The 19,213-nt window shown below is 52.6% G+C and carries 17 protein-coding genes; 7 read left to right on the plus strand and 10 right to left on the minus strand.

All coding sequences use genetic code 11. The features are described 5' to 3' along the window. Nucleotides 1-19: 19 nt before the first annotated feature. The gene (locus LDL70_RS02875) at nt 20-1,120 is read right to left on the minus strand and encodes a quinone-dependent dihydroorotate dehydrogenase (protein WP_225686889.1); all 1,101 of its coding nucleotides are present in this window, start codon (nt 1,118-1,120) and stop codon (nt 20-22) included. Continuing rightward, nucleotides 1,117-1,482: a DUF952 domain-containing protein gene (locus LDL70_RS02880; RefSeq protein ID WP_075654378.1), complete on the minus strand. Its 366-nt coding sequence runs from the start codon at nt 1,480-1,482 to the stop codon at nt 1,117-1,119. The genes LDL70_RS02875 and LDL70_RS02880 overlap by 4 nt, the downstream gene beginning before the upstream one ends. Before the next feature lie 248 nt (nt 1,483-1,730). Here LDL70_RS02880 and LDL70_RS02885 point away from each other — a divergent pair, with 248 nt between their 5' ends. Continuing rightward, complete coding sequence (locus LDL70_RS02885) at nt 1,731-2,207, plus strand: hypothetical protein (RefSeq protein WP_225686891.1); 477 nt, start codon at nt 1,731-1,733, stop codon at nt 2,205-2,207. A 56-nt stretch (nt 2,208-2,263) separates the two neighbouring features. Here the strand turns inward: LDL70_RS02885 and pip are convergent, their stop codons facing one another. Next, nucleotides 2,264-3,220, minus strand: a complete 957-nt coding sequence (pip, locus tag LDL70_RS02890; RefSeq protein WP_075654379.1) for a prolyl aminopeptidase — start codon at nt 3,218-3,220, stop codon at nt 2,264-2,266. 534 nt (nt 3,221-3,754) lie between these two features. Between pip and LDL70_RS02895 the strand changes: the two genes are divergently transcribed. After that, a complete protein-coding gene (locus LDL70_RS02895) occupies nt 3,755-4,405 on the plus strand; it encodes a response regulator (RefSeq protein ID WP_022711153.1) in 651 nt (216 codons plus the stop codon). A 21-nt stretch (nt 4,406-4,426) separates the two neighbouring features. Here LDL70_RS02895 and LDL70_RS02900 read toward each other — a convergent pair whose 3' ends face one another. Then, nucleotides 4,427-7,924 (minus strand): PAS domain-containing hybrid sensor histidine kinase/response regulator, encoded by a 3,498-nt coding sequence (locus LDL70_RS02900; RefSeq protein ID WP_225686899.1) that lies wholly within the window; start codon nt 7,922-7,924, stop codon nt 4,427-4,429. Nucleotides 7,925-8,156: 232 nt separating this feature from the next. Between LDL70_RS02900 and mscL the strand changes: the two genes are divergently transcribed. Further along, nucleotides 8,157-8,573, plus strand: a complete 417-nt coding sequence (gene mscL / locus LDL70_RS02905) for a large conductance mechanosensitive channel protein MscL (protein ID WP_022711155.1) — start codon at nt 8,157-8,159, stop codon at nt 8,571-8,573. Nucleotides 8,574-8,724: 151 nt separating this feature from the next. Next, on the plus strand, nt 8,725-9,801 hold the full coding sequence (locus tag LDL70_RS02910; RefSeq protein WP_225686901.1) for an AbrB family transcriptional regulator: 1,077 nt from the start codon (nt 8,725-8,727) through the stop codon (nt 9,799-9,801). Nucleotides 9,802-9,836: 35 nt separating this feature from the next. On the opposite strand, the gene hemA is transcribed toward LDL70_RS02910, so the two are convergent. After that, nucleotides 9,837-11,081, minus strand: a complete 1,245-nt coding sequence (gene hemA / locus LDL70_RS02915) for a 5-aminolevulinate synthase (protein WP_225686910.1) — start codon at nt 11,079-11,081, stop codon at nt 9,837-9,839. Nucleotides 11,082-11,358: 277 nt separating this feature from the next. On the opposite strand from hemA, the gene LDL70_RS02920 reads away from it, so the two are divergent. Continuing rightward, complete coding sequence (locus tag LDL70_RS02920) at nt 11,359-12,075, plus strand: TetR/AcrR family transcriptional regulator C-terminal domain-containing protein (protein WP_151158436.1); 717 nt, start codon at nt 11,359-11,361, stop codon at nt 12,073-12,075. Here the strand turns inward: LDL70_RS02920 and LDL70_RS02925 are convergent. The 5 genes from LDL70_RS02925 to proC all read right to left on the minus strand — a co-directional run bounded on the left by LDL70_RS02925 (nt 12,038) and on the right by proC (nt 16,936). Then, complete coding sequence (locus tag LDL70_RS02925) at nt 12,038-13,573, minus strand: FAD/NAD(P)-binding protein (protein ID WP_225686912.1); 1,536 nt, start codon at nt 13,571-13,573, stop codon at nt 12,038-12,040. The genes LDL70_RS02920 and LDL70_RS02925 overlap by 38 nt on opposite strands. Before the next feature lie 156 nt (nt 13,574-13,729). Beyond that, nucleotides 13,730-14,440 (minus strand): polysaccharide deacetylase family protein, encoded by a 711-nt coding sequence (locus tag LDL70_RS02930; RefSeq protein ID WP_213596797.1) that lies wholly within the window; start codon nt 14,438-14,440, stop codon nt 13,730-13,732. Next, complete coding sequence (locus LDL70_RS02935) at nt 14,440-15,180, minus strand: glycosyltransferase family 25 protein (protein WP_225686914.1); 741 nt, start codon at nt 15,178-15,180, stop codon at nt 14,440-14,442. The genes LDL70_RS02930 and LDL70_RS02935 overlap by 1 nt, the downstream gene beginning before the upstream one ends. A 183-nt stretch (nt 15,181-15,363) precedes the next feature. Further along, nucleotides 15,364-15,711, minus strand: coding sequence for a hypothetical protein (locus LDL70_RS02940; protein ID WP_213596801.1), 348 nt, complete (start codon nt 15,709-15,711; stop codon nt 15,364-15,366). A gap of 412 nt (nt 15,712-16,123) precedes the next feature. Beyond that, entirely contained in the window at nt 16,124-16,936 is an 813-nt protein-coding gene (gene proC / locus LDL70_RS02945; protein ID WP_225686922.1) for a pyrroline-5-carboxylate reductase, read from the minus strand. A 574-nt stretch (nt 16,937-17,510) separates the two neighbouring features. On the opposite strand from proC, the gene LDL70_RS02950 reads away from it, so the two are divergent. Next, the gene (locus LDL70_RS02950) at nt 17,511-18,128 is read left to right on the plus strand and encodes a hypothetical protein (protein WP_225686924.1); all 618 of its coding nucleotides are present in this window, start codon (nt 17,511-17,513) and stop codon (nt 18,126-18,128) included. A gap of 141 nt (nt 18,129-18,269) precedes the next feature. After that, entirely contained in the window at nt 18,270-19,187 is a 918-nt protein-coding gene (gene folD / locus LDL70_RS02955) for a bifunctional methylenetetrahydrofolate dehydrogenase/methenyltetrahydrofolate cyclohydrolase FolD (RefSeq protein ID WP_225686925.1), read from the plus strand. The last annotated feature ends 26 nt before the right edge of the window (nt 19,188-19,213 follow it).

Here is a 19,213-nt window from a genome sequence, read left to right on the forward strand (position 1 = left end):
TCAGTTTTTTAAAAAAAGATCAGGCCGGAATATCTTTGGCTGCCCAAGCCGCTGTTTCCATGTCACGCAGCTCGGAGATATTGGCGACGCCTGCCTGCTTCACCAATGCGGAGAGTTCTTTGACGATCTCTTTCGGTACGGTCGGGCCGCGATAGATCATACCGGTATAAAGCTGTACCAGATCGGCACCGGCTTTAATTTTGGTAAGTGCGGTTGCACCGCTGTCCACACCGCCTACGCCGATGATCGGCATCGTTTTGCCGATGCGTTGACGCATTTTGGCAAGCACAATGGTTGAGCGTTCAAAAATCGGCGCGCCGGAAAGGCCGCCGGTCTCTTTCGCTTCCACCTGATTAACAAGATTGGTGCGTGACAGCGTGGTGTTGGAGATAATTAAACCATCGAGCGGATGAGCGAGAGCCACTTCGGCAATATCATCCAGACCTTCTTCTGTCAGATCGGGTGCAATTTTCAGGAATACAGGGCGTTTCAGGGTGCATTTTTCAGCTTCTTGATCGCGGGCTTCCAGAACTTTTTCCAGCAGAATATGCAGGCTGTCTTTCGCCTGAAGGTCGCGCAGACCCGGTGTGTTCGGGGAAGAAATATTGGCGGTGAAATATTTCGCCACGCTGTAGAAGCGGTGAATACCGGCCACATAATCGGCCACACGGTCTTCACTGTCTTTATTGGCGCCGATATTCACGCCGACAATACCGCAACTGCTACAGCTGTTGCGCTGGCTGAGGCGTTTATAGGCCGCTTCATGGCCTTCATTATTAAAGCCCAGACGGTTGATCACCGCACGGTCTTCCACAAGGCGGAAGATGCGCGGCTTCGGATTGCCAGCCTGCGGGCGCGGCGTAATGGTGCCGACTTCTGCAAAACCAAAACCGAGTTTCAGCAGTGCATCCGGCACTTCGGCGTTTTTGTCAAAACCTGCGGCCATACCCAGCGGATTGGTAAATTTGAGACCGGCAATAGTTTGCTGCAAAGCAGGGTCAAGCGGGGCAGGGCTGGAGAGAACGCCGGTTTTCAGCGCTGCAATCGACAGGCCATGCGCCTGCTCACCATCCATCGCAAAAAGTGCGCGACGGGCAATATTTTCAAAAAAACCGCTCATTGTCCAAGCTCCGGAAACTGATGCTTGCCGTCGCTGTCGAGCGGCAGGTCTTTCACCCAGCGTACCGCAGTGAGCTGTAGATGTGCGTAGAGATGCGGGAAGGCTTTGCCGCCGCGGGAAATTTCATAACGAAGTTCATCGCCCAGCTGGTTTGCATCAACAGCCACCAGCAGCAGGTCATCCTGACCGGCAAAATGCTTGGCAGCGGTCTCGGCAACCGTGTCATGGGTGGAAAAGTGGATATAACCATCCTGTAAATCAACAGGGGCACCGGAAAAATGCTCTGCCTTTTCAGCGTCTGCCCATTGGGCGCGCGTGGCGATCTTGTAGATGGTATGGTGTGACGGATCACTGTTTGACATGAAAAACGCTATTGTTGTGAACGGAAAAGCTGTTCAGACATTTTATATATCTGGCCGGTTTGGCGCATCCGGCAGCTTTTAAGACAAAATTAAGTCACAAGCCACCTCTAAATTTTAATAAAGGGTTAACGCCATTTTTGCAAATGAGCAAAAGTGCGTTCTGACAGCTCTGTGTTTTTGACAGGATGCACTGGAAAATGCTTGGATAAAACCCATATACCATGCAGACAGATTAAAGGAGTGGGCAGATGAAGAACCGGTCCGGTATCGCGATTGCGGTGGCAAAAGAAAACAAATCCAAGCTTATCATACGCAGTGCCGTTCTTTCGGCTCTCACAGGACTGGCTCTGGTTTGGGGTATGAGCCCGTCTCCGGCACAGGACATGCAGCGCTATTCCATGGAAAAAACCGAAACCGGTATTATCCGTCTTGACCGCCAGACCGGTGAGTTTGCACTGTGTAAGGAACAGGCCGGTAAAATTGAATGTGCTGAAACCAAACCGGCACAGCTCAGCAATGATGAACGCACAGTGCTGCTGGAAAAACAGGTTGCTGATCTGACCGCGCGTATCGCCAAGCTTGAAAAAAGCGGTGTCGCAAACAGCACCTTGCCAAGTGAAGAAGAGTTCGAAAAAGGGCTCGGCTATATGGAGCGTTTCATGCGGTCTTTCATGGGGGTAGCCAAGAGCCTTGATGAACCGGCACCGGTGCCGAACCGCACATAATTTCTCCCAAAGAAAAAGCGCCGTTTCCGGCGCTTTTTTATTCTCTTAAATTGGTTTTAGCCGATATTGGCAAAGCGGCGTGTCGCTTCGATTAGCTCGTGGGTAATACCCGGCTCGGTCACTGCATGACCACCGTCTTCGACGATGCGCAAATCGGCTTCCGGCCAGACTTTCTTCAGGTGCCATGCATTGATGAATGGCGTGCACATATCGTAGCGGCCATGGATGATAACACCCGGAATATGGCGGATACGGTCAGCCAGACGCAACAGTTGATCATCTGTATCAAAGAAAGCGCGGTTCTGGAAATAGTGGCATTCGATACGCGCAAAAGCGATGGCGAAGTGATCCTGCGCAAACGCATTTTCGCGTTCCGGATCCGGCAGCAGGGAAATTGCCGAGCCTTCCCAGCGTGACCAGCGGCGTGCCGCTTCAATCTGCACCTGCGGATTCGGATCAGTCAGGCGGCGGTAATAGGCCGCCACCATATCGCCACGCTCGGCTTCCGGAATATGCAGCTGATAGGCTTCAAAGCGATCCGGATAGATAATGCTGGCGCCGTTGCTATAGAGCCAGTCCACTTCAAAACGGCGTGCCAGAAAGATACCACGCAGCACCAGTTCGCTGACGCGCTCCGGATGGGTTTGTGCATAAGCGAGGCCAAGGGTCGAACCCCATGAACCGCCGAAAACCTGCCATTTTTCAACGCCGAGATGAGTGCGCAGACGCTCCATATCCGCAACCAGATCCCATGTGGTATTTTCGCGTAATTCCGCATGGGGCGTTGAGCGGCCGCAACCGCGCTGGTCAAACAGGATAATGCGATAGGCTGAAGGATCATGCAGACGGCGCATAGTCGGCGAGATGCCGCCGCCCGGGCCGCCGTGGATCATGATGACCGGCTTACCGTTCGGGTTTCCGCATTCCTCAAAATAAATCCGGTGCAGCGATGAGACCTGCAACATCTCTTCCCGATAGGGTTGAATTTCCGGATAGAGGCTGTGGCGTGTCATAGGTCGTCCTTTTGCGTTATTTTATCTGCGAAGCAATAAGATTTTCTCTTGCATATAGAGCAGGCATCACCCTAACTGACAATACGGCACCATCGCGGCAAAAGCAGAAATCAGACTGTATATTGTACGCTTTGCCTGTAATATTGCATAATGAATATGCATGCCGTCTGCTATAGGCGGCTTTTATTGTGCTGGAAATTGCATTCACCGGTTTTCTCAAGCCGGATTTATCATTGAAATGAAATGCCGGTGGCCGGAGCGCATTGCGAAATTGTGAAGCGCTGAGGTGTGGAAACCAGTTTGTCTAACCGGTTTCTGATCCTGATTACGGATCAGTTCTGTTGCATGTAAAAACAAAGAACAGAGCATTCTTAGGAATGCAGGCGGAGCGGGAAGGGCTCTATGCCTGAAGAAAATGCAAGATGAAAACAGGTCATTTCTAACTTTATCTTTGGTTATATAAAGAGATAAGGTGCTTTCAGGAGATGATTTGCGGGGAGACTGCTGAGGGGGCAGGCAAGGGGTAGGAAATTTATGGAATTGAATTTTATTATTGCCGACGATCATCCTTTATTCCGTGGCGCATTGCGACAGATATTACAGGACGGTTTTCAGCCTGAGAGTGTGACTGAGGCTGACAATTATCAGCAATTGCAACAGGTTGCAGAAGAGGCACAGGATGTTGACCTGTTGTTTCTCGATCTGACTATGCCCGGTGTCAGCGGTTTGTCCGGCCTGATCAATCTCAAGGCGCAGCATCCGCAGCTGCCGGTTATGATTGTTTCCGCCACCGATGATGTCACCACAATCCGCCGCGCCATGGAGCTCGGAGCCTCCGGTTTTGTTTCTAAATCCGCGAGTCTTGAGGAAATCGGCGAGGCCGTGCGCACCGTGCTGGACGGCGGGGAATGGGTGTCCGGTGATATGGAACTCGGCGCGGAAAATGATGCGGAGATTGCCGATCTGATTGCCCGTATCCGCGCGCTCACCCCGCAGCAAACCCGCGTGCTTTCAATGCTTGGACAGGGGCTTCTGAACAAGCAGCTGGCTTATGAGCTGAATATTTCAGAAGCCACGGTGAAAGCCCATGTATCTGCGGTTCTGCAGAAGCTGGGCGTGGACAGCCGCACACAGGCGGTGATTCTGCTCTCGCGGCTTGGTCCGGGTTTTGCACTTCTGGATTGAGCCGGAGCATTTCACAGTCTCTCACCGCATATGATAATGCGCCAGCAAAGCCCGCAATGCTGCGGGTTTCAGCGGCTTGTTCAGCACATGAACATTTTCTTCTGTGGCCTGTAATTTGACCTCTTTTGAACGATCGGCCGTCAGCAGAACGGCCGGTATGGTATGACCCAGCGTTTCGCGGATATAGCCGATCATGTCCAGCCCGTTTTCACGGTTGAGATGATAGTCAGCCAGAATAATATCCGGCAATATTCTGACGCTCGCTTGTGAACGGACGATATGATTGCACCAGTCTTTGAGTTGTGCGCCGTCACGGATCAAAGTGATATCGCAACCCCAACCCTCAAGCAGAATACGCATGCCGTCGAGGATCAGCGGATCATTATCAATACACAAAACCCGCATATTTTCGAGCGCATTGCTGCGGCGTCTGGCCTGTGACGGTTCAGGTGAAACTTCAACCGCAGGCTCCTGAGACACCGGCATAATGATGCTGAAACAGGTGCCTTTGCCATGTTCGGATTGCAGACGGATCGTCAGATCCAGCACACGGGCAATACGGTCGACAATGGAAAGGCCAAGTCCCAGCCCGTCTGCCTGACTGATCCCTTCATCCAGCCGGTAAAATTCGCGGAAAACCAGCTGCTGTTTTTCCGGTGCGATGCCGATGCCGGTATCGGCAACCTTGATTTCCAGATCACCGCCGCGACGACGCACACCGAGAAGAATTTTGCCGCTGCGGCTGTATTTGATGGAATTCGAGATCAGGTTTTGCAGCAGGCGACGCAGAAGATTGCGGTCGCTATAGACTGTGAGGGAGCAGGGCACGACACGAAGTTTCAGACCCTTTGTGGCAGCAAGCGGTGTGAAATCTGTGACAACCTGTTGAAGCAGGCGATCCAGACGGAACAGCGAAAGCTCCGGTTTGAGCGCGCCGGTATCAAGCCGTGAAATATCCAGCAGCGCACTGAGAATGCCTTCAACCGCTTCAAGGGAGGAGTCAATATTGCGCGCCAGTTGCGCTTCCGATGCGCCGAGCCTTTCGCTCAATGCTGTGCTGTAGAGGCGGGCAGCATTGAGCGGTTGCAAAATATCATGTCCGGCAGCGGCGAGAAAACGTGTTTTGCCGAAATTGGCCTCTTCCGCCAGTTTCTGCGCACGGACAAGCTGCTGGTTCACTTCAAGCAGTTCGGTGGTGCGATCGGCGACGCGTTGCTCCAGTGTTTCATTGAGACGCTTCATGGAATTATCGGCTTCAACCGAAGCGGTAATATCAGTGTAACTGGCAACAATGCCGCCATCCGGCATCGGATTGGCTGCAATTTCAATGATTTTGCCGGTGGAGTGTAAGAGGATACGGCTTGGCTCATGGGTGCGCTCCAATGTGCGCATCATCATTGCGGCATCACCCGCATGAATTTCACCATTATGCAGCAACCGGTCGAGCACATCGGAAATCGGTGTGCCAACCTGTGTCAGTCCGTCCGGTAGTTGCAGCAGATGGCGGAAACGCCGGTTCCAGCAGGTCAGGCGGAAATCCTTGTCGAGAACGGTGATGCCCTGTTCCATCTGATCCAGCGCGGTTTGCAGCAGGTCGCGATTGTGCTGCAAGGCTTCTGAAGCATCATCCAGCAGGCGCAGCGTATCCGGTGCAGTATTGTCCTTGCGCTGAAGCAGCAGTGACAGTACCAGCCGCGCGGAAGATGAGCCGATGGCACTACCCAATATTTGCTCGGCAAAACGGATCAGCGGCACATCGGCGACAGCTTTATCATCCAGCGGCTGATCGCCATTATGTTCATAGCGGCTGAAAGCAAGGGCAACGCGGTCTTCACCCAGATAGCGGGCAATCGTATTTTTAATTTCCCCGACAGTGACACTGGTGCGGAAACGGCGCAGAACCGGCACGGTTTTCAGATTGCGCGGCATGAATGTGCTGGCCTGAATGCGCTCCAGCGGGGTGGACTGGCGGGAGAGCGAACCGATCACGAAGAACAGTGCATTAATGGCGAGGCTCCACAGAGCGCCATGGGTGAGAGGCAGGGCATCAACGCCGAAGAGTGCCTGCGGACGCAGATAGGAAAGCCCCCATAAACCTTCCCGCAGGATCGGCGCATCGGGATTTGCCAGTGTCGGCAGCAGCAATGTATAGGCCCAGACAGCAAAGCCGCTCACCATGCCCAGAACGGCCCCGCGTGCATTGGCATTGCGCCAGATCAGCCCGCCGATCAGCGGCGGCGCAAATTGTGCAATCGCTGCAAAGGAGACCAGACCGATAGAAGCCAGCCCGAAAGTGCTGGAACTGGCGCGATAATAGCTGAAAGTCACCGCCAGAATAATCACAATGGTTGCACGGCGGGTATAGAGGATAAGACGGGTCAGATCCCGTTGCTGATGTTTTTGGCGACGATAGACGTAGCGGATCAGCAATGGCAGCAGCAGATGGTTAGAGATCATGATCGACAGCGCCACGCAGGCCACAATCACCATCGCCGTTGCAGCAGAAAGCCCGCCGACAAAAGCCAGCAGAGTTAAAAGATGTGAGCCTGCTGCCAGCGGCAGAGCCAGAACATAGAGATCTGCATTGGTTGTGGGGCCGAGATTGATAATGCCTTGCAGGGCAATCGGCAGGACAAACAGGTTAATCAGGATCAGATAGACCGGAAACAGCCAGCGGGCGGTGCGCAATTCTTTTTCACTGCGGTTTTCAACTACGGTGACGTGAAACTGGCGCGGCAGCATCAGAATAGCCGCGGCACTCAGAACGGTGTGAACAATCCAGGTGCTGGGGCTGGTGCGGGTTAACATGCCCCAGAAATCAATATTCCGTTCCTGTAATTGCTGCGGCAGATCAAAAGGTGAGCCGAAGAGGAAGAAGGTTGTGGCAATGCCGACAATCAGAAAGGCGGTGATCTTGATGACGGATTCTAACGCAACCGCAAGAATCAGCCCGTCCTGATGCTCAGTCGCATCCGTATGTCTGGTGCCGAAAAGGATGGCGAATATAGCCAGCAGCGCAGTAACAAACAGCGATATATCGCCGAAGACATAGACAATCGGGTCATAGGAAGCCTGATATTCAGCCAGAACCATATCGACACTGCCGGATACGGCTTTCAGCTGCAGGGCGATATAGGGCATCGAGCCAACCACGGCGATGCAGGTGCCGATCGTGGCGACGCTGGTACTTTTGCCGTAACGGGCGGCGAGAAAGTCGGCGATAGAGGTAATGCGCTCGGCTTTTGCCAGCCGCACCACATGACGCAGAAATTTATTGCCGAAGGTGAAAACCAGAATGGGGCCGATATAAATGCCCAGAAACTCAAGCCCGCGGTCAGCTGCAAGCCCGACCGAGCCGAAGAAGGTCCATGATGTACAGTAAACAGCAAGGCTGAATGCATAAATATAGGGTCTTGGCTTGGAGCCCCAGCGCGATGCTTTACTGTCACCGATACTGGCAACCGCAAAGAGCAGGATCAGATAGAGAAATGCGATGCCGATAATGATCCAGCCGTGCATTCAGCCCCCTTGCTGACCGGTTAATGATTGCGGGACAGAAAGATCCTGTATATGGCTGCAATAATGGCAGTCTCTGTCCGCTGATTATTCTGTACCTATGTTTGTATGCAACACTTCAGGATAATCAAGCAGTAAGCTGCTTTCTGATCTTGAGACTATAATAATCTCCGCTACTTTGTTTTTATTGCCGGATATAAAAAGAGTAAGCCCCCGTACTTGTAAAGGATAGCTCATGCTAAAGGAATTTCGTGAATTTGCCCTCAAGGGCAATATGGTCGATCTGGCCATCGGTGTCATCATTGGCGGTGCATTTGGTGGTCTGGTCAATTCCATCGTGAATGACATTATCATGCCGATTATCGGTCTCATCACCGGCGGTATTGATTTCTCCAACATGTTTATCCAGCTGGCCGGTGAGCCTAAGGGTACATTGGCGGCAGCGCGTGAAGCCGGTGCAACCATTGCTTACGGTAATTTCATTACGCTGCTGATTAACTTCCTGATTATCGCATGGGTTCTGTTCCTTGTTGTTAAAGGCATGAACCGCATGAAGAAAAAGGAAGAGGCCAAGCCTGAAGCTGAAGCCGCAATTCCGGCAGATCAGGTTCTGCTGACAGAAATCCGTGATCTTCTGGCGAAAAAAGCCTGATTATAAAATCCTAAACCCGGCCTCAGAAATGAAGCCGGGTTTATTTTTAATTTGTCTGATATTTTGGTTGCATAAAATACGGCCAATTCAACAAGACTCCGGCGCGACGATTATGCCTGCCATCCGGAAATGCTCTGGTTAAGAATATCCCATGTCCCGTCAGTTCTCTCTGAAAAATATCTATGCACTTTTCCTGACATTTCTGATTGCCGGCAGCGGTGCCGCAATTGCTTATCTGACCGGACTGCCCATTCCTTTTCTGCTCGGCTCAATGTGCAGTGTGACCATTGCATCTCTGAGCGGTATCCGCATTTATCTGCCTGTCTGTTTGCGTAATGCGGTTTTTATCATGCTCGGCCTGCAAGCCGGTTCTGGTGTGCGTCCTGAAACGCTGAGCCAGATCGGCGAATGGCCTTTGAGCTTTATGCTGCTGTTTGTGATGCTTGTGGCGGTGACCGGTTTTACATTTATGCTGCTGCGCTATGTGTTTCGCTGGGATGCGCAAACGGCTTTTTTCTCCTCTTTGCCAGGTGCCTTGTCTTTTGTGATGGCTGCAGCCAGCGAAACCCGTGCCGATCTGGTTAAAATCACCATTATTCAGACTGTGCGGCTGCTTTTGCTCATCGGGTTATTGGCGCCGGTGCTCAATGTGCTTGGGCAATCCGCACCGCATATCGATTTTGTAGCAGGTTCAGGCAGCCAGCAAAAAGAATGGCTTTGGTTGTTCGCTGCGGGTGGCCTTGGTGCGCTGATCGGCCATTACAGCCGTTTGCCGGGCGGGATGATGCTGGGCGCATTGCTCGCCAGTGCGCTGGTCTATGTGACCGGTTTTGTAACCGTGCGCGTGCCGCCTGAAATGGCGGATTTTGGTATGGTTGTTCTCGGTGCTCTGATCGGCTCGCGCGTTGATGCACGGCATCGCGGCGCTATCCTGAATTATTTGCCGGTGGCGCTGATGGCTTTCATCGTTGGTACGGGAACCGCCGCCGCAATCTGTGCGCTGGCATGGCTGGCAACAGGGCTGCATCCGGCACAAATTGCGCTGGCTTTCGCGCCGGGTGCATTGGAAGCGCTGACTGTGATTGCTTTCTCTCTGGGTGTTGATCCGACCTATGTGGCTTCGCACCATGTTGTGCGCTTTATGATGATTGCGATCTTTGTGCCGTTTCTTGCCCGATCGCTGCGACGTATGGATGAAAAGCAAACAGCCGCACAGGCGGAGCTCTGAGCGGCTGTCAGGATTGGGATCGGTACACGGCGCTATTAAGCGGATTGTTTCAGCGGGCTGCCGGTAAAATCCGTTGCATAAGGAATGTTCAGAGCCTGCCATACTTCCAGCAGTGCCTCTTTCAGACCGGCAATCAGCTCTTCCCCGTGAACAGGGGTCGGTGTGATGCGCAGGCGTTCAGTGCCGCGTGGTACGGTCGGGAAGTTGATCGGCTGAATATAAATGCCATGAACTTCCAGCAGGCGATCCGAAGCTTTTTTGCACAAATCCGCATTGCCTACAAAGAGCGGCACAATATGTGTTTCTGTCGGCATAACCGGCAGGCCGGCACGTTTCAGCGTGTCCTTGGTCAATTGTGCATTCTTCTGCTGCAATTCGCGTTCGGTGCCCGAGGCTTTGAGATGGCGAATGGCTGCAACAGTCGCATTGGCAATTGCCGGTGGCAGCGCTGAGGTGAAGATAAAACCCGGTGCATAGGAGCGCACAGCATCGACCACAGCTTTGGAGCCGGTAATATATCCGCCCAGTGTGCCGAAGGATTTGGCCAATGTGCCTTCAATAATATCAATGCGATGGCTCAGGCCTTCGCGTTCTGAAATGCCGCCGCCGCGTGCGCCATACATGCCAACGGCATGGACTTCATCAAGATAGGTCATGGCATTGTATTTTTCTGCCAGTTCCACAATTGCTTTCAGCGGTGCCACATCACCGTCCATGGAATAGACGGATTCAAAAACGATCAGCTTGGCGCGGTCATTGCCCGCAGCCTTCAAAAGCTCTTCAAGATGCTGCACATCATTGTGCCGGAAAATCTGCTTGTCGGCACCGGAATGACGGATACCGGCGATCATCGATGCATGATTGAGTTCATCCGACAGGATCAGGCAATCCGGCAGGAGCTTGGCAATGGTCGAGATAGAGGCATCATTGGAGACAAAGCCGGAGGTGAAAACCAGACCGGCCTCTTTGCCATGCAAATCCGCGAGCTCATGTTCAAGCTCAACAAGCGGATGATTATTGCCGGAGATATTGCGTGTACCACCGGCGCCGGACCCTTGCGAGACGGCTGCATCGGTCATGGCTTTCAGAACATCAGGATTTTGCCCCATACCGAGATAGTCATTGGAGCACCATACGGTGATTTCACGCGCCTGACCGTTATGGCGCCAGATTGCTTGCGGAAAGCGGCCGACAATACGCTCCAGATCAGCAAATACACGGTAACGATTTTCAGTGTGAAGGCGGTCAATGGCCGCTTCAAAAAACCGGCTATAGTCCATGAGGCATCTTCCTTTTCTTCACCGTTACCTAATCCTTTAGAGGCGCGCCGTCTATAAGGACATGTGCGGTAAATAGACCTAGGCCGGTTTTGCGGCATTGATTTCAGTCAATCAGGCCGCCTCAGTCACGGGTTTTCGATATATTCCGGTTGAAAAGGCCGGAGCTGTCCGCAATTTTAGTCACACTCTGTTGTAAAAGGGCGCATTCAACGCTAATTGAGTTTGCAACAGAGTGTTTAATCCTTACGTGCATGCATAATTTTCGGACGGGGCGGCTATGAAAAAGCAAATTTCGGCAAAGTCATGTGTGGCGCCAAGCCCGCGTATCGGTCGTCCGGCGCGGATTTCTCTTGAGGAAATCGCGCGTGTGACGTTGAAAATCGGTCTCGATGATGTGACGATGATTGCTGTCGGTCAGGCGCTGGGGGTCGATCACTCATCCCTTTACCGCTATGTCAAAGGCCGCAATGAATTGCTGCTGGCTGCTGCCGATCTGGCCATTACCGAACTGGACTGGCGCGGTAATCCTGCCGACTGGTATGAGTTTGCGCAAAATGTCGCCAATTCGGCCTGGGAATTATTCAACCGGCATCCGGGGCTGGCCGATGCCATGCGGGAACTGGAAGTATCCCCGCCGTCCGGTATCCGCGCTTTTGGCGAAATGGCTAACCAGTTTGTGGAATATGGTTTCTCGGCTGAGGAAGCCGTTGTGCTGATCGACAGTATGATGGATATGACGGTCGATTACTTCACCGGCTGGCGCAGAGCTTATAAAAAACCGGGTCGCATTGGCGAACGCGGAATTGAGAAGGTTGTGCAGTCGTGGCAGGCAGAAGCTGCCCGCAATCCGGATACGGCGCGGCCGATCCTGATTATGAGCCGTATGATGACAGATCATCCGAAGGATTGGTGGGACAAAAAACTGCTTCTGATCCTTGATGGTGCGCAGGCCGTTTTCAACAGACGTCAGCAGATTTATGAGGCTGCTGAATAAGCGCAGTAGCCTGTCTGATGACGTCCGCCAATGTTTCTGTATAGCGCGCCACTTCCGGCGCGCCCATTAATTCCCCGAATGTACCGCGGGCTAAAGGCCCTGCGATGAACAGATTATCAGCAATGCTACCGTTTTTGCCGATGGCACGCATGGTTGTATCCGTTCGCTCGGTGCGGCTTGTATGCAGGCCAAGACCTGTAGGATCCATTTCAATCAAACCGTCTTCGCAGAGCATTGCCAATGGCGGGCACTGACCGATAATATCGCCATGCGCAGGGCCGGTTGTAACAATAATAGCGTCAAAATGCTGTCTGATTGTTTCGGATTGTCCGCGCAGGCGATAGGTCACGATAAAGCCGTGACCGTCATCAGCACGTGCAGCATCCGTGAGGTGTGCGCCGAGAAATTTCAGTGTTCCGGCACGGCAGCGTTCATCAAGAACATCATCTGTCTGTGTTGCTAAGCGAAACCTATGCGCATCCCAGAACGTGCGCAGATGGCGGACAATGCGCTTGCGCTCAATGAGCGGCAGAGCAAGCCATGTCTCGCCGCCCTGATCGCGCAAAGTATCAATCACCGATTGCCACGGCACGGATTGTTGTGCCGCTTCGCGGATTGTCCGGCGGATTTTGTGCAGCAGGCGCACGGCCGATGTTTCCGGCGGATTGATAAAATCACCGAAGAAACGCGGCGGTCTTGGCTCATCTGCTTTGAGCCGCAGATTGGAGCGGGAGCGCAGACCGTGACGGGACAAAACGGTGATATTGCCGCGATGTCCGTGTTGTGATAGCCCTGCAACCATATCGGCAGAGGTGAGACCTGCGCCGACGATCAGAACCGAACTGTCCGGACCTGTCTCCTGAAGCAATTGCTGCAGAGCACCTGCCTGATAAGGATTGGCGATCAGTCCTTTTACATGGCTCTGGCCGGATTGCTGGAGTTCTCGCAATGGTGCGGGGAGGGCGGGCAGCGGATGAGACGCAGCGATCACCAGAAAATCCGCTTCCCGCGTTTCGCCTTTATCTGTGGTAACCTGATAGCGGCCGGAGGCGCAGCGTTTTGCGCCGGTAGCGCTGGCACGAATATGCTGCACTTGTCCGCTGGCAAGCAGCGGTGCAAGCTGTTCCGCCATATAGGTGCCGAAAGTGCTGCGCCTTGCGTAAATCTGGCCGTTCACCGTCATGGCTTCCGGATCATTGTTCAGACTGTGCTGCTCTTCCATCCAGCGGGCAAAATGCGGCTTGTCTTCATAAAATATGCTCATCCGGTCGGAGAGAACATTGAGGCGGAAGGCATCCTCATTGGTGGAATAAGCCAGACCGGCACCAAGAGAGGAGCGCGGTTCTATGATTGTAATTTGAAGTTTTGCCGGATCGGTTATCGCTGCCAGATGATAGGCCAGAGAGGCGCCGGAGAAGCCGCCCCCGATAATGATGATGGATTTGTGCCGGTTTTCATGATGCGGGCGGTCAGTGCAGGCAGAAGGCAATACAGTCAAAACATATATCCGGCTTCAGGTGACGATGCTGTAATCTGTAAGAAAAAATTATTACAGGTCGCTGCCAGTTTATAGTAATGAAATCCGGTTTTGCAATTCTGCGGTAAAGTAATTTTCTTTGAAATGATGCCGGAATAAAAGTTTTCTCTCCGGCGGTCAGAGGCCGAAGAGCTTTTTCAGGAACAATAATCCGCCATCGGTGCGGCGGATATAACGGCGCGGCAAGCCAAACGGATCATCTGTTGCGCGGGCATGACCGCGTTTTGTGGTGGTGGCGTGAACATAACCCGCTTGTCGGGCCACATCGCGCACAGCCTGTGTTTCGCCGCCATAAGGGTAGCAGAAATTGGTGACTTCAGCGCCGAGTATCTCTTCAAGAATTTTCTTTGAACCGGCGATCTGCCGTTCTGCTTCCTGCAAATCCGCATCCGGCAGATAAATATGATCAAGCGTATGTGCGCCAACCTCATGGCCATGTGCAGCCCAGTCGCGCAATTGTTCGGCACTCATGCAGGGAATTTCAACCGCGCCTTTCGGAATGTCCCATTCATTACGTCCGCCGATCTGGTTGGCGACGAAATAATTGGTGGCAGTAAAACCCAGCTCATTCAGCACCGGCATGGCATGCTGATAGACATTGAGAAAACCGTCATCGAACGTGATAACCGCAACTTTTCCCTGTTTTTTGCCCTCAAGATAAGGGCGGGCATCGCGCATGGACAATCCCTGATAGCCCAGTCTTTTCAGCCAGCGCATCTGTGAGCGGAACCGGTCCGGATGCACATGCAGGCTGCGAAACGGCTTGTCGCGTGCAGGCGGTACATCAATCGAATGATAGAGAAGAATGGGAATAGCAGAAGATTTCATCAGGCTTTTCCGGATTTGCGGGAATAGGTTTTGACGCTGTGCCGGTAGAAAGGCCGCATCAGTTCTCTGTGCAGTTTATGCGCCAGAGAGCGGTTCTGTTTCAAGGTGCTACCGCCCAGATTGGCAGATATTTCCTGCACACCGCCCGGAACAACGGAAAGCGGTTGCAATCCGGTTACCCAGTTCATCTGGGCAAAAGTATCAACGGGGCGATCAAATTTCTCGGTTGCTTTCAACAGTGCCTGCGCGGCATCACGGGTAATCAGCTGCGCGACCATGCCCAGCCCGACAGGTACGGGACGAATGACTTTCGTTGTTCTCTGTTCGAGCACAACAGCGCCGGTCTCACGGTCGGAGCGGAACGGCAGACGTACCAGCCCGCCTTGCTCGGCAATCGCCGCGGCCGCTTTAAAAGCAGCAGGAAAGTCCGCTGTCAGTGCCACGTCATCTTCCAGCACAAGTGCTGCATCGAGATTTTGATCGATGATTGTCTGCCATGTTTTGCGGTGCGACAGAAAACAGGCAATTTCGTTGCGGCTCAGGCGGAACGGATAATAAGGCTTGTGCAGGCGCGTCTGATAGGCTTGTGCGGCATCTGCATCGCTCAGCTGTTTTGCATCAACAGCTGTAATGATTTCTGCCGGTACCGGTAATTGGGAGATCAGTTCATTCACCTGCGCACGGCGTTCTGTTGCGCGCTCCAGATGAATGATGAATGCTTTAATCTGCGGTTTCTGCATGACTAACCTTTGCCGGAGCGGCTTATATTTTTCGCTGATCGCAGCTCTGCGACCGCATATAAGAATTGCCTATAGCAGCTTAAAGGTCTTGTCGGAAAGTGAGAAATATTACCTATGTAAAATGGAAAACGGGCAGATAGAAAATCTGCCCGTATGTTGTGTTTTTGTAAAGCTTAGCCCCGTTTAATTGAAACGGGCCGCGATCACCGGATTGCGGGTATAATTCCGCAGAGCCTGACGCAGCAAACCACTTGCATCTGCATAAGTGGCAGGGAAATCTGCAGGCTGATATTTCATAATATGCGGTATCGCCGCTTTGAGTGATTGCAGAACATGTTGCGGCAACCGGTCTGAACATTGGGTCAGACGGCGGAAAATCACGCTGATGCGGACGGATTTTCCGTACACGGCAACCTGTGGTTCCTGACCGGCCATATCCCAGTCTTCATAGGCATGAACAGCTTCGTGGAAGCCGTTCAGCAGATAAATTGATGCATGTCCGTTATGGAGCGGCGGCAGTAAACTTGACATTCCTGTCTCCTCTGTCGGGCTGCTTACTGCAAACTTTCCTTGCATGGAGTTCGCAGTAATTTGAAAAAATGCCTGTTTCTGTGTTTTGCGGCGCACAGACAGGCCGTTGAAAATATAAATCTGTTTCCGGCATCAAAGCCTGAACCGGAAAGTGTCGGCTGATTATCGCCTGATTATATGACAGTTCTATAATGGACGGCTGTTTCAGCCGTGTTTTCTGTTCGGGCTTTTAACCCGCAAAGACGATCATGAAACAAAGATCGTGCCTGTCAGAGTAACGAAAATATCGCTCCGGTAAATCCCGATATTATCGTACTTTCGGATAATGCTGTAAAAAAGAAAAATCTTTTTAAAATACGAAAAGGAAGAAGACGACCCGTCCTCTCCCTCTATGGTAATGCGGTATTCTGTTTCAGCTTTTTCCGAGTTCCACAGAGCGGTTACGGGCAGCTTCAACTGCTTCGCTGACAAGATTTTGCAGGCGATTATCACCCATCAGCACTTCGAGAGCGGCGGCTGTTGTTCCGTTAGGGCTGGTGACATTAATGCGCAATTGCGATGGCGTATCCGTGCTTGCCGCAGCGAGCGCGCCTGCACCGTAAACTGTCTGCATGGCCAGCATGGCAGCAATATCCTGCGGCAGACCGGCGGTTATGCCGGCTTGTGTAAGACATTCAATGAAATGAAACACGTAGGCGGGACCGGAGCCGGATATTGCGGTTACGGCATCCATCAGGTTTTCATCTTTGACCTGTGCCACCTGACCGCTGGTTTCCAGCAATTCTTCGGTAAAGCGCATGACATCTGCCTGCACATTTTTATTGGCAAATGTCACCATCATGCCTTTGCCAATCGCTGCCGGTGTGTTCGGCATACAGCGGATAATCGCGGCCTGCGCGCCCAGAATTTTCTCGAATAAGGCAACCGGTGTACCGGCAGCCACGCTGAGAAAAGCCGAGGCCGATGCGTGGTTTTTATAGGCAGGCAGAATGTCCTGAATGACCTGTGGTTTGACCGCAATGATAATCAGCTGCGGAGAGCCGGTAATGCCTGTGCTGTCCGGCAGTACTTTAACGCCGAGTTTTGCCGCACGTTCGCGCAAAGTGTCTGCCGGTTCAACCACTGTCACGTCAGAAGGCTGTAACTTGCCCGAGGAGAGCCATCCCTGCAGCATGGCAAACCCCATATTGCCGCAACCAACCAGAACAACAGTGTTATTTGCCATCAAATGCCTCTCCTGTGATTTGCCCGACCATAGAACATTCGACCGGCAGATGGAAATATCGTTCGCTGCGCAGAGGGAAATTCCGGCTTCATGACAGGCGCGGTGTCACATTAATCAGATAAATGTGAAATTTATTTCTTATAGTGGTTGCCAGAGTCATTAAGGTTTTGTTAACCATAAGACAGAGTGATTTGCACCGGCTTCGCCGTTCTGCAAAGGCGTAACGGGTAAACGTGATTTACATTGTGAAATGCGTTGCTTCTGGCGTGTCGCTTATCTGCGAACAGTTTTGAAAAGCTTTCATGATCTGCTGTGAATTTTATTCCGGTCGGTCAGGTTCTTATGAGTCCGTTTTTTCGGGCAGAACAGGCGTTTCAGGCATGGAATTTCCAAAAAACCTCGGTTTTGGCCGGATTTTTGGAATGTGCAGAGGAGGGGCAAAACACTCTGATACCGGATGCCGTTTGCGTGTCCGGCGCATATTATACCTGCGTCTCTGGCGCATATTATGCCTGCGTGTCCGGCGCATATTATGAAATGACTGTGTAAATAAATTTTAAGACGGGGCGGCATTATGGAACGTGATAATAAATTTTCCGGCACATTACCGCTTTTGGCCTATGCACCGCAGGACTTCGGCCTGAACATCCAGCGTTCCCGCGCTTACCGTGCACGTGCCGCAATGGGGCGCACCGGTGTGCAGCCGCTGCGCAGTCATGCACAGGCTCCGGCACAGGCTCCCGCACAGACATCGGTAAAAGCTGACAGAGCTGTACTTGCCGAACCTGCACCGGCTTCGTCATCTTCGTTGTTCAAGAAACTGTGGCTGAACCTGTCCGGCCTTTTAAAGCGCGGCAAACAAGCTGAAACCGCTGCGGATCAGCCTGCGCAGCCGGTGGTTATAAGGCAAATGCCTGTCGCGTCTGTGGCAAAGCAAATGCCTGTGAAACAGGCCGATGCAGAACCGCAGGAGCTGAAACAGCAACCGGCGGAAGAGGCTATTGCGGAAGTGCGCCAGCCGGTTTCCAAAACCTATGCTGCCATGCGCAAAAATGCGCTCGGCAATGCCGCAGCGGATCAGATTATTCCTGAAGCTGCAGACCTTTCCCATGCACTGGCCGAAATCCGGCAGGCATTGCGTGAGCATGAGAAGCTGGCCAGTGCCAGACAGAATGAAAATTCGTCACGTTGATGCCGTTATTCCGATAGCATGAGTGTTTTTTGATTGTCATCATCGCGCTGGCAGATTATGCGGGGGCAGGATGTGAGCGCGTGGCTTTGTGATCCCGCAATTTCGGCCTTGCATTGTTTTTTTGTCTGACGGAGTTGTGAGATGGCGACTGAGACGAGCGGCGCAAAAGTAATCGACGGTAAATTGCTGGCGGAAGATGTGGTGGCAGCGGTTAAAGCTGCAACATCCGACTTGTTAAATACAACCGGCACAAAGCCTGGGATTGCTGTGGTGATCGTCGGGGAAGATCCGGCCAGTCAGGTTTATGTCGCCTCCAAAGGCCGCAAAGCACGCGAATGCGGTTTCCACTCTGTACAGCACACATTGACTGAAGATACATCTGAGGCGGATCTGCTGGATTTGATCGACAGTCTCAATAATGACCCTGCCATTCACGGTATTCTGGTGCAGTTGCCGCTGCCGAAACATATTGATGAAGGTCGCGTTATTCAGACTATCGCGCCGGACAAAGATGTCGACGGCTTTCATTATATCAATGTCGGCAAGCTCGGTACCGGCGCTGTGGATAGTGCCTTTGTGCCATGCACACCGGCTGGCAGCATGATTATGATTGAGCGCCAGCTTGGTCGTGATCTGTCTGGTCTGAACGCAGTTGTCATCGGCCGCTCCAATATTGTTGGCAAGCCGATGGCGAATTTGCTGCTTGCAGCCAATGCGACTGTCACTGTTGCCCATAGCCGTACTAAAGACCTGCCGGCCTTGGCACGCACCGCTGATATTCTTGTGGCAGCGGTTGGTCGTCCGCAAATGGTCAAAGGTGACTGGATTAAGCCGGGTGCAACTGTGATTGATGTGGGTATCAACCGCATTGATGCACCGGAAAAGGGTGAAGGCAAGACCCGTCTCGTCGGCGATGTGGATTATGCAGAGGCTGCAAAAGTGGCCGGAGCGATTACGCCGGTTCCGGGCGGTGTAGGACCTATGACCATTGCGATGCTGATGGCCAATACGCTGGTCGCCGCTTGCCGTGCAGCCGGTGCGAAAGCACCAAAATTTTGATTTTAAGTAGTTAAAAGGACGGCGCG

Source organism: Pseudochrobactrum sp. XF203 (assembly GCF_020341615.1).
Lineage (GTDB): Bacteria > Pseudomonadota > Alphaproteobacteria > Rhizobiales > Rhizobiaceae > Pseudochrobactrum > Pseudochrobactrum saccharolyticum.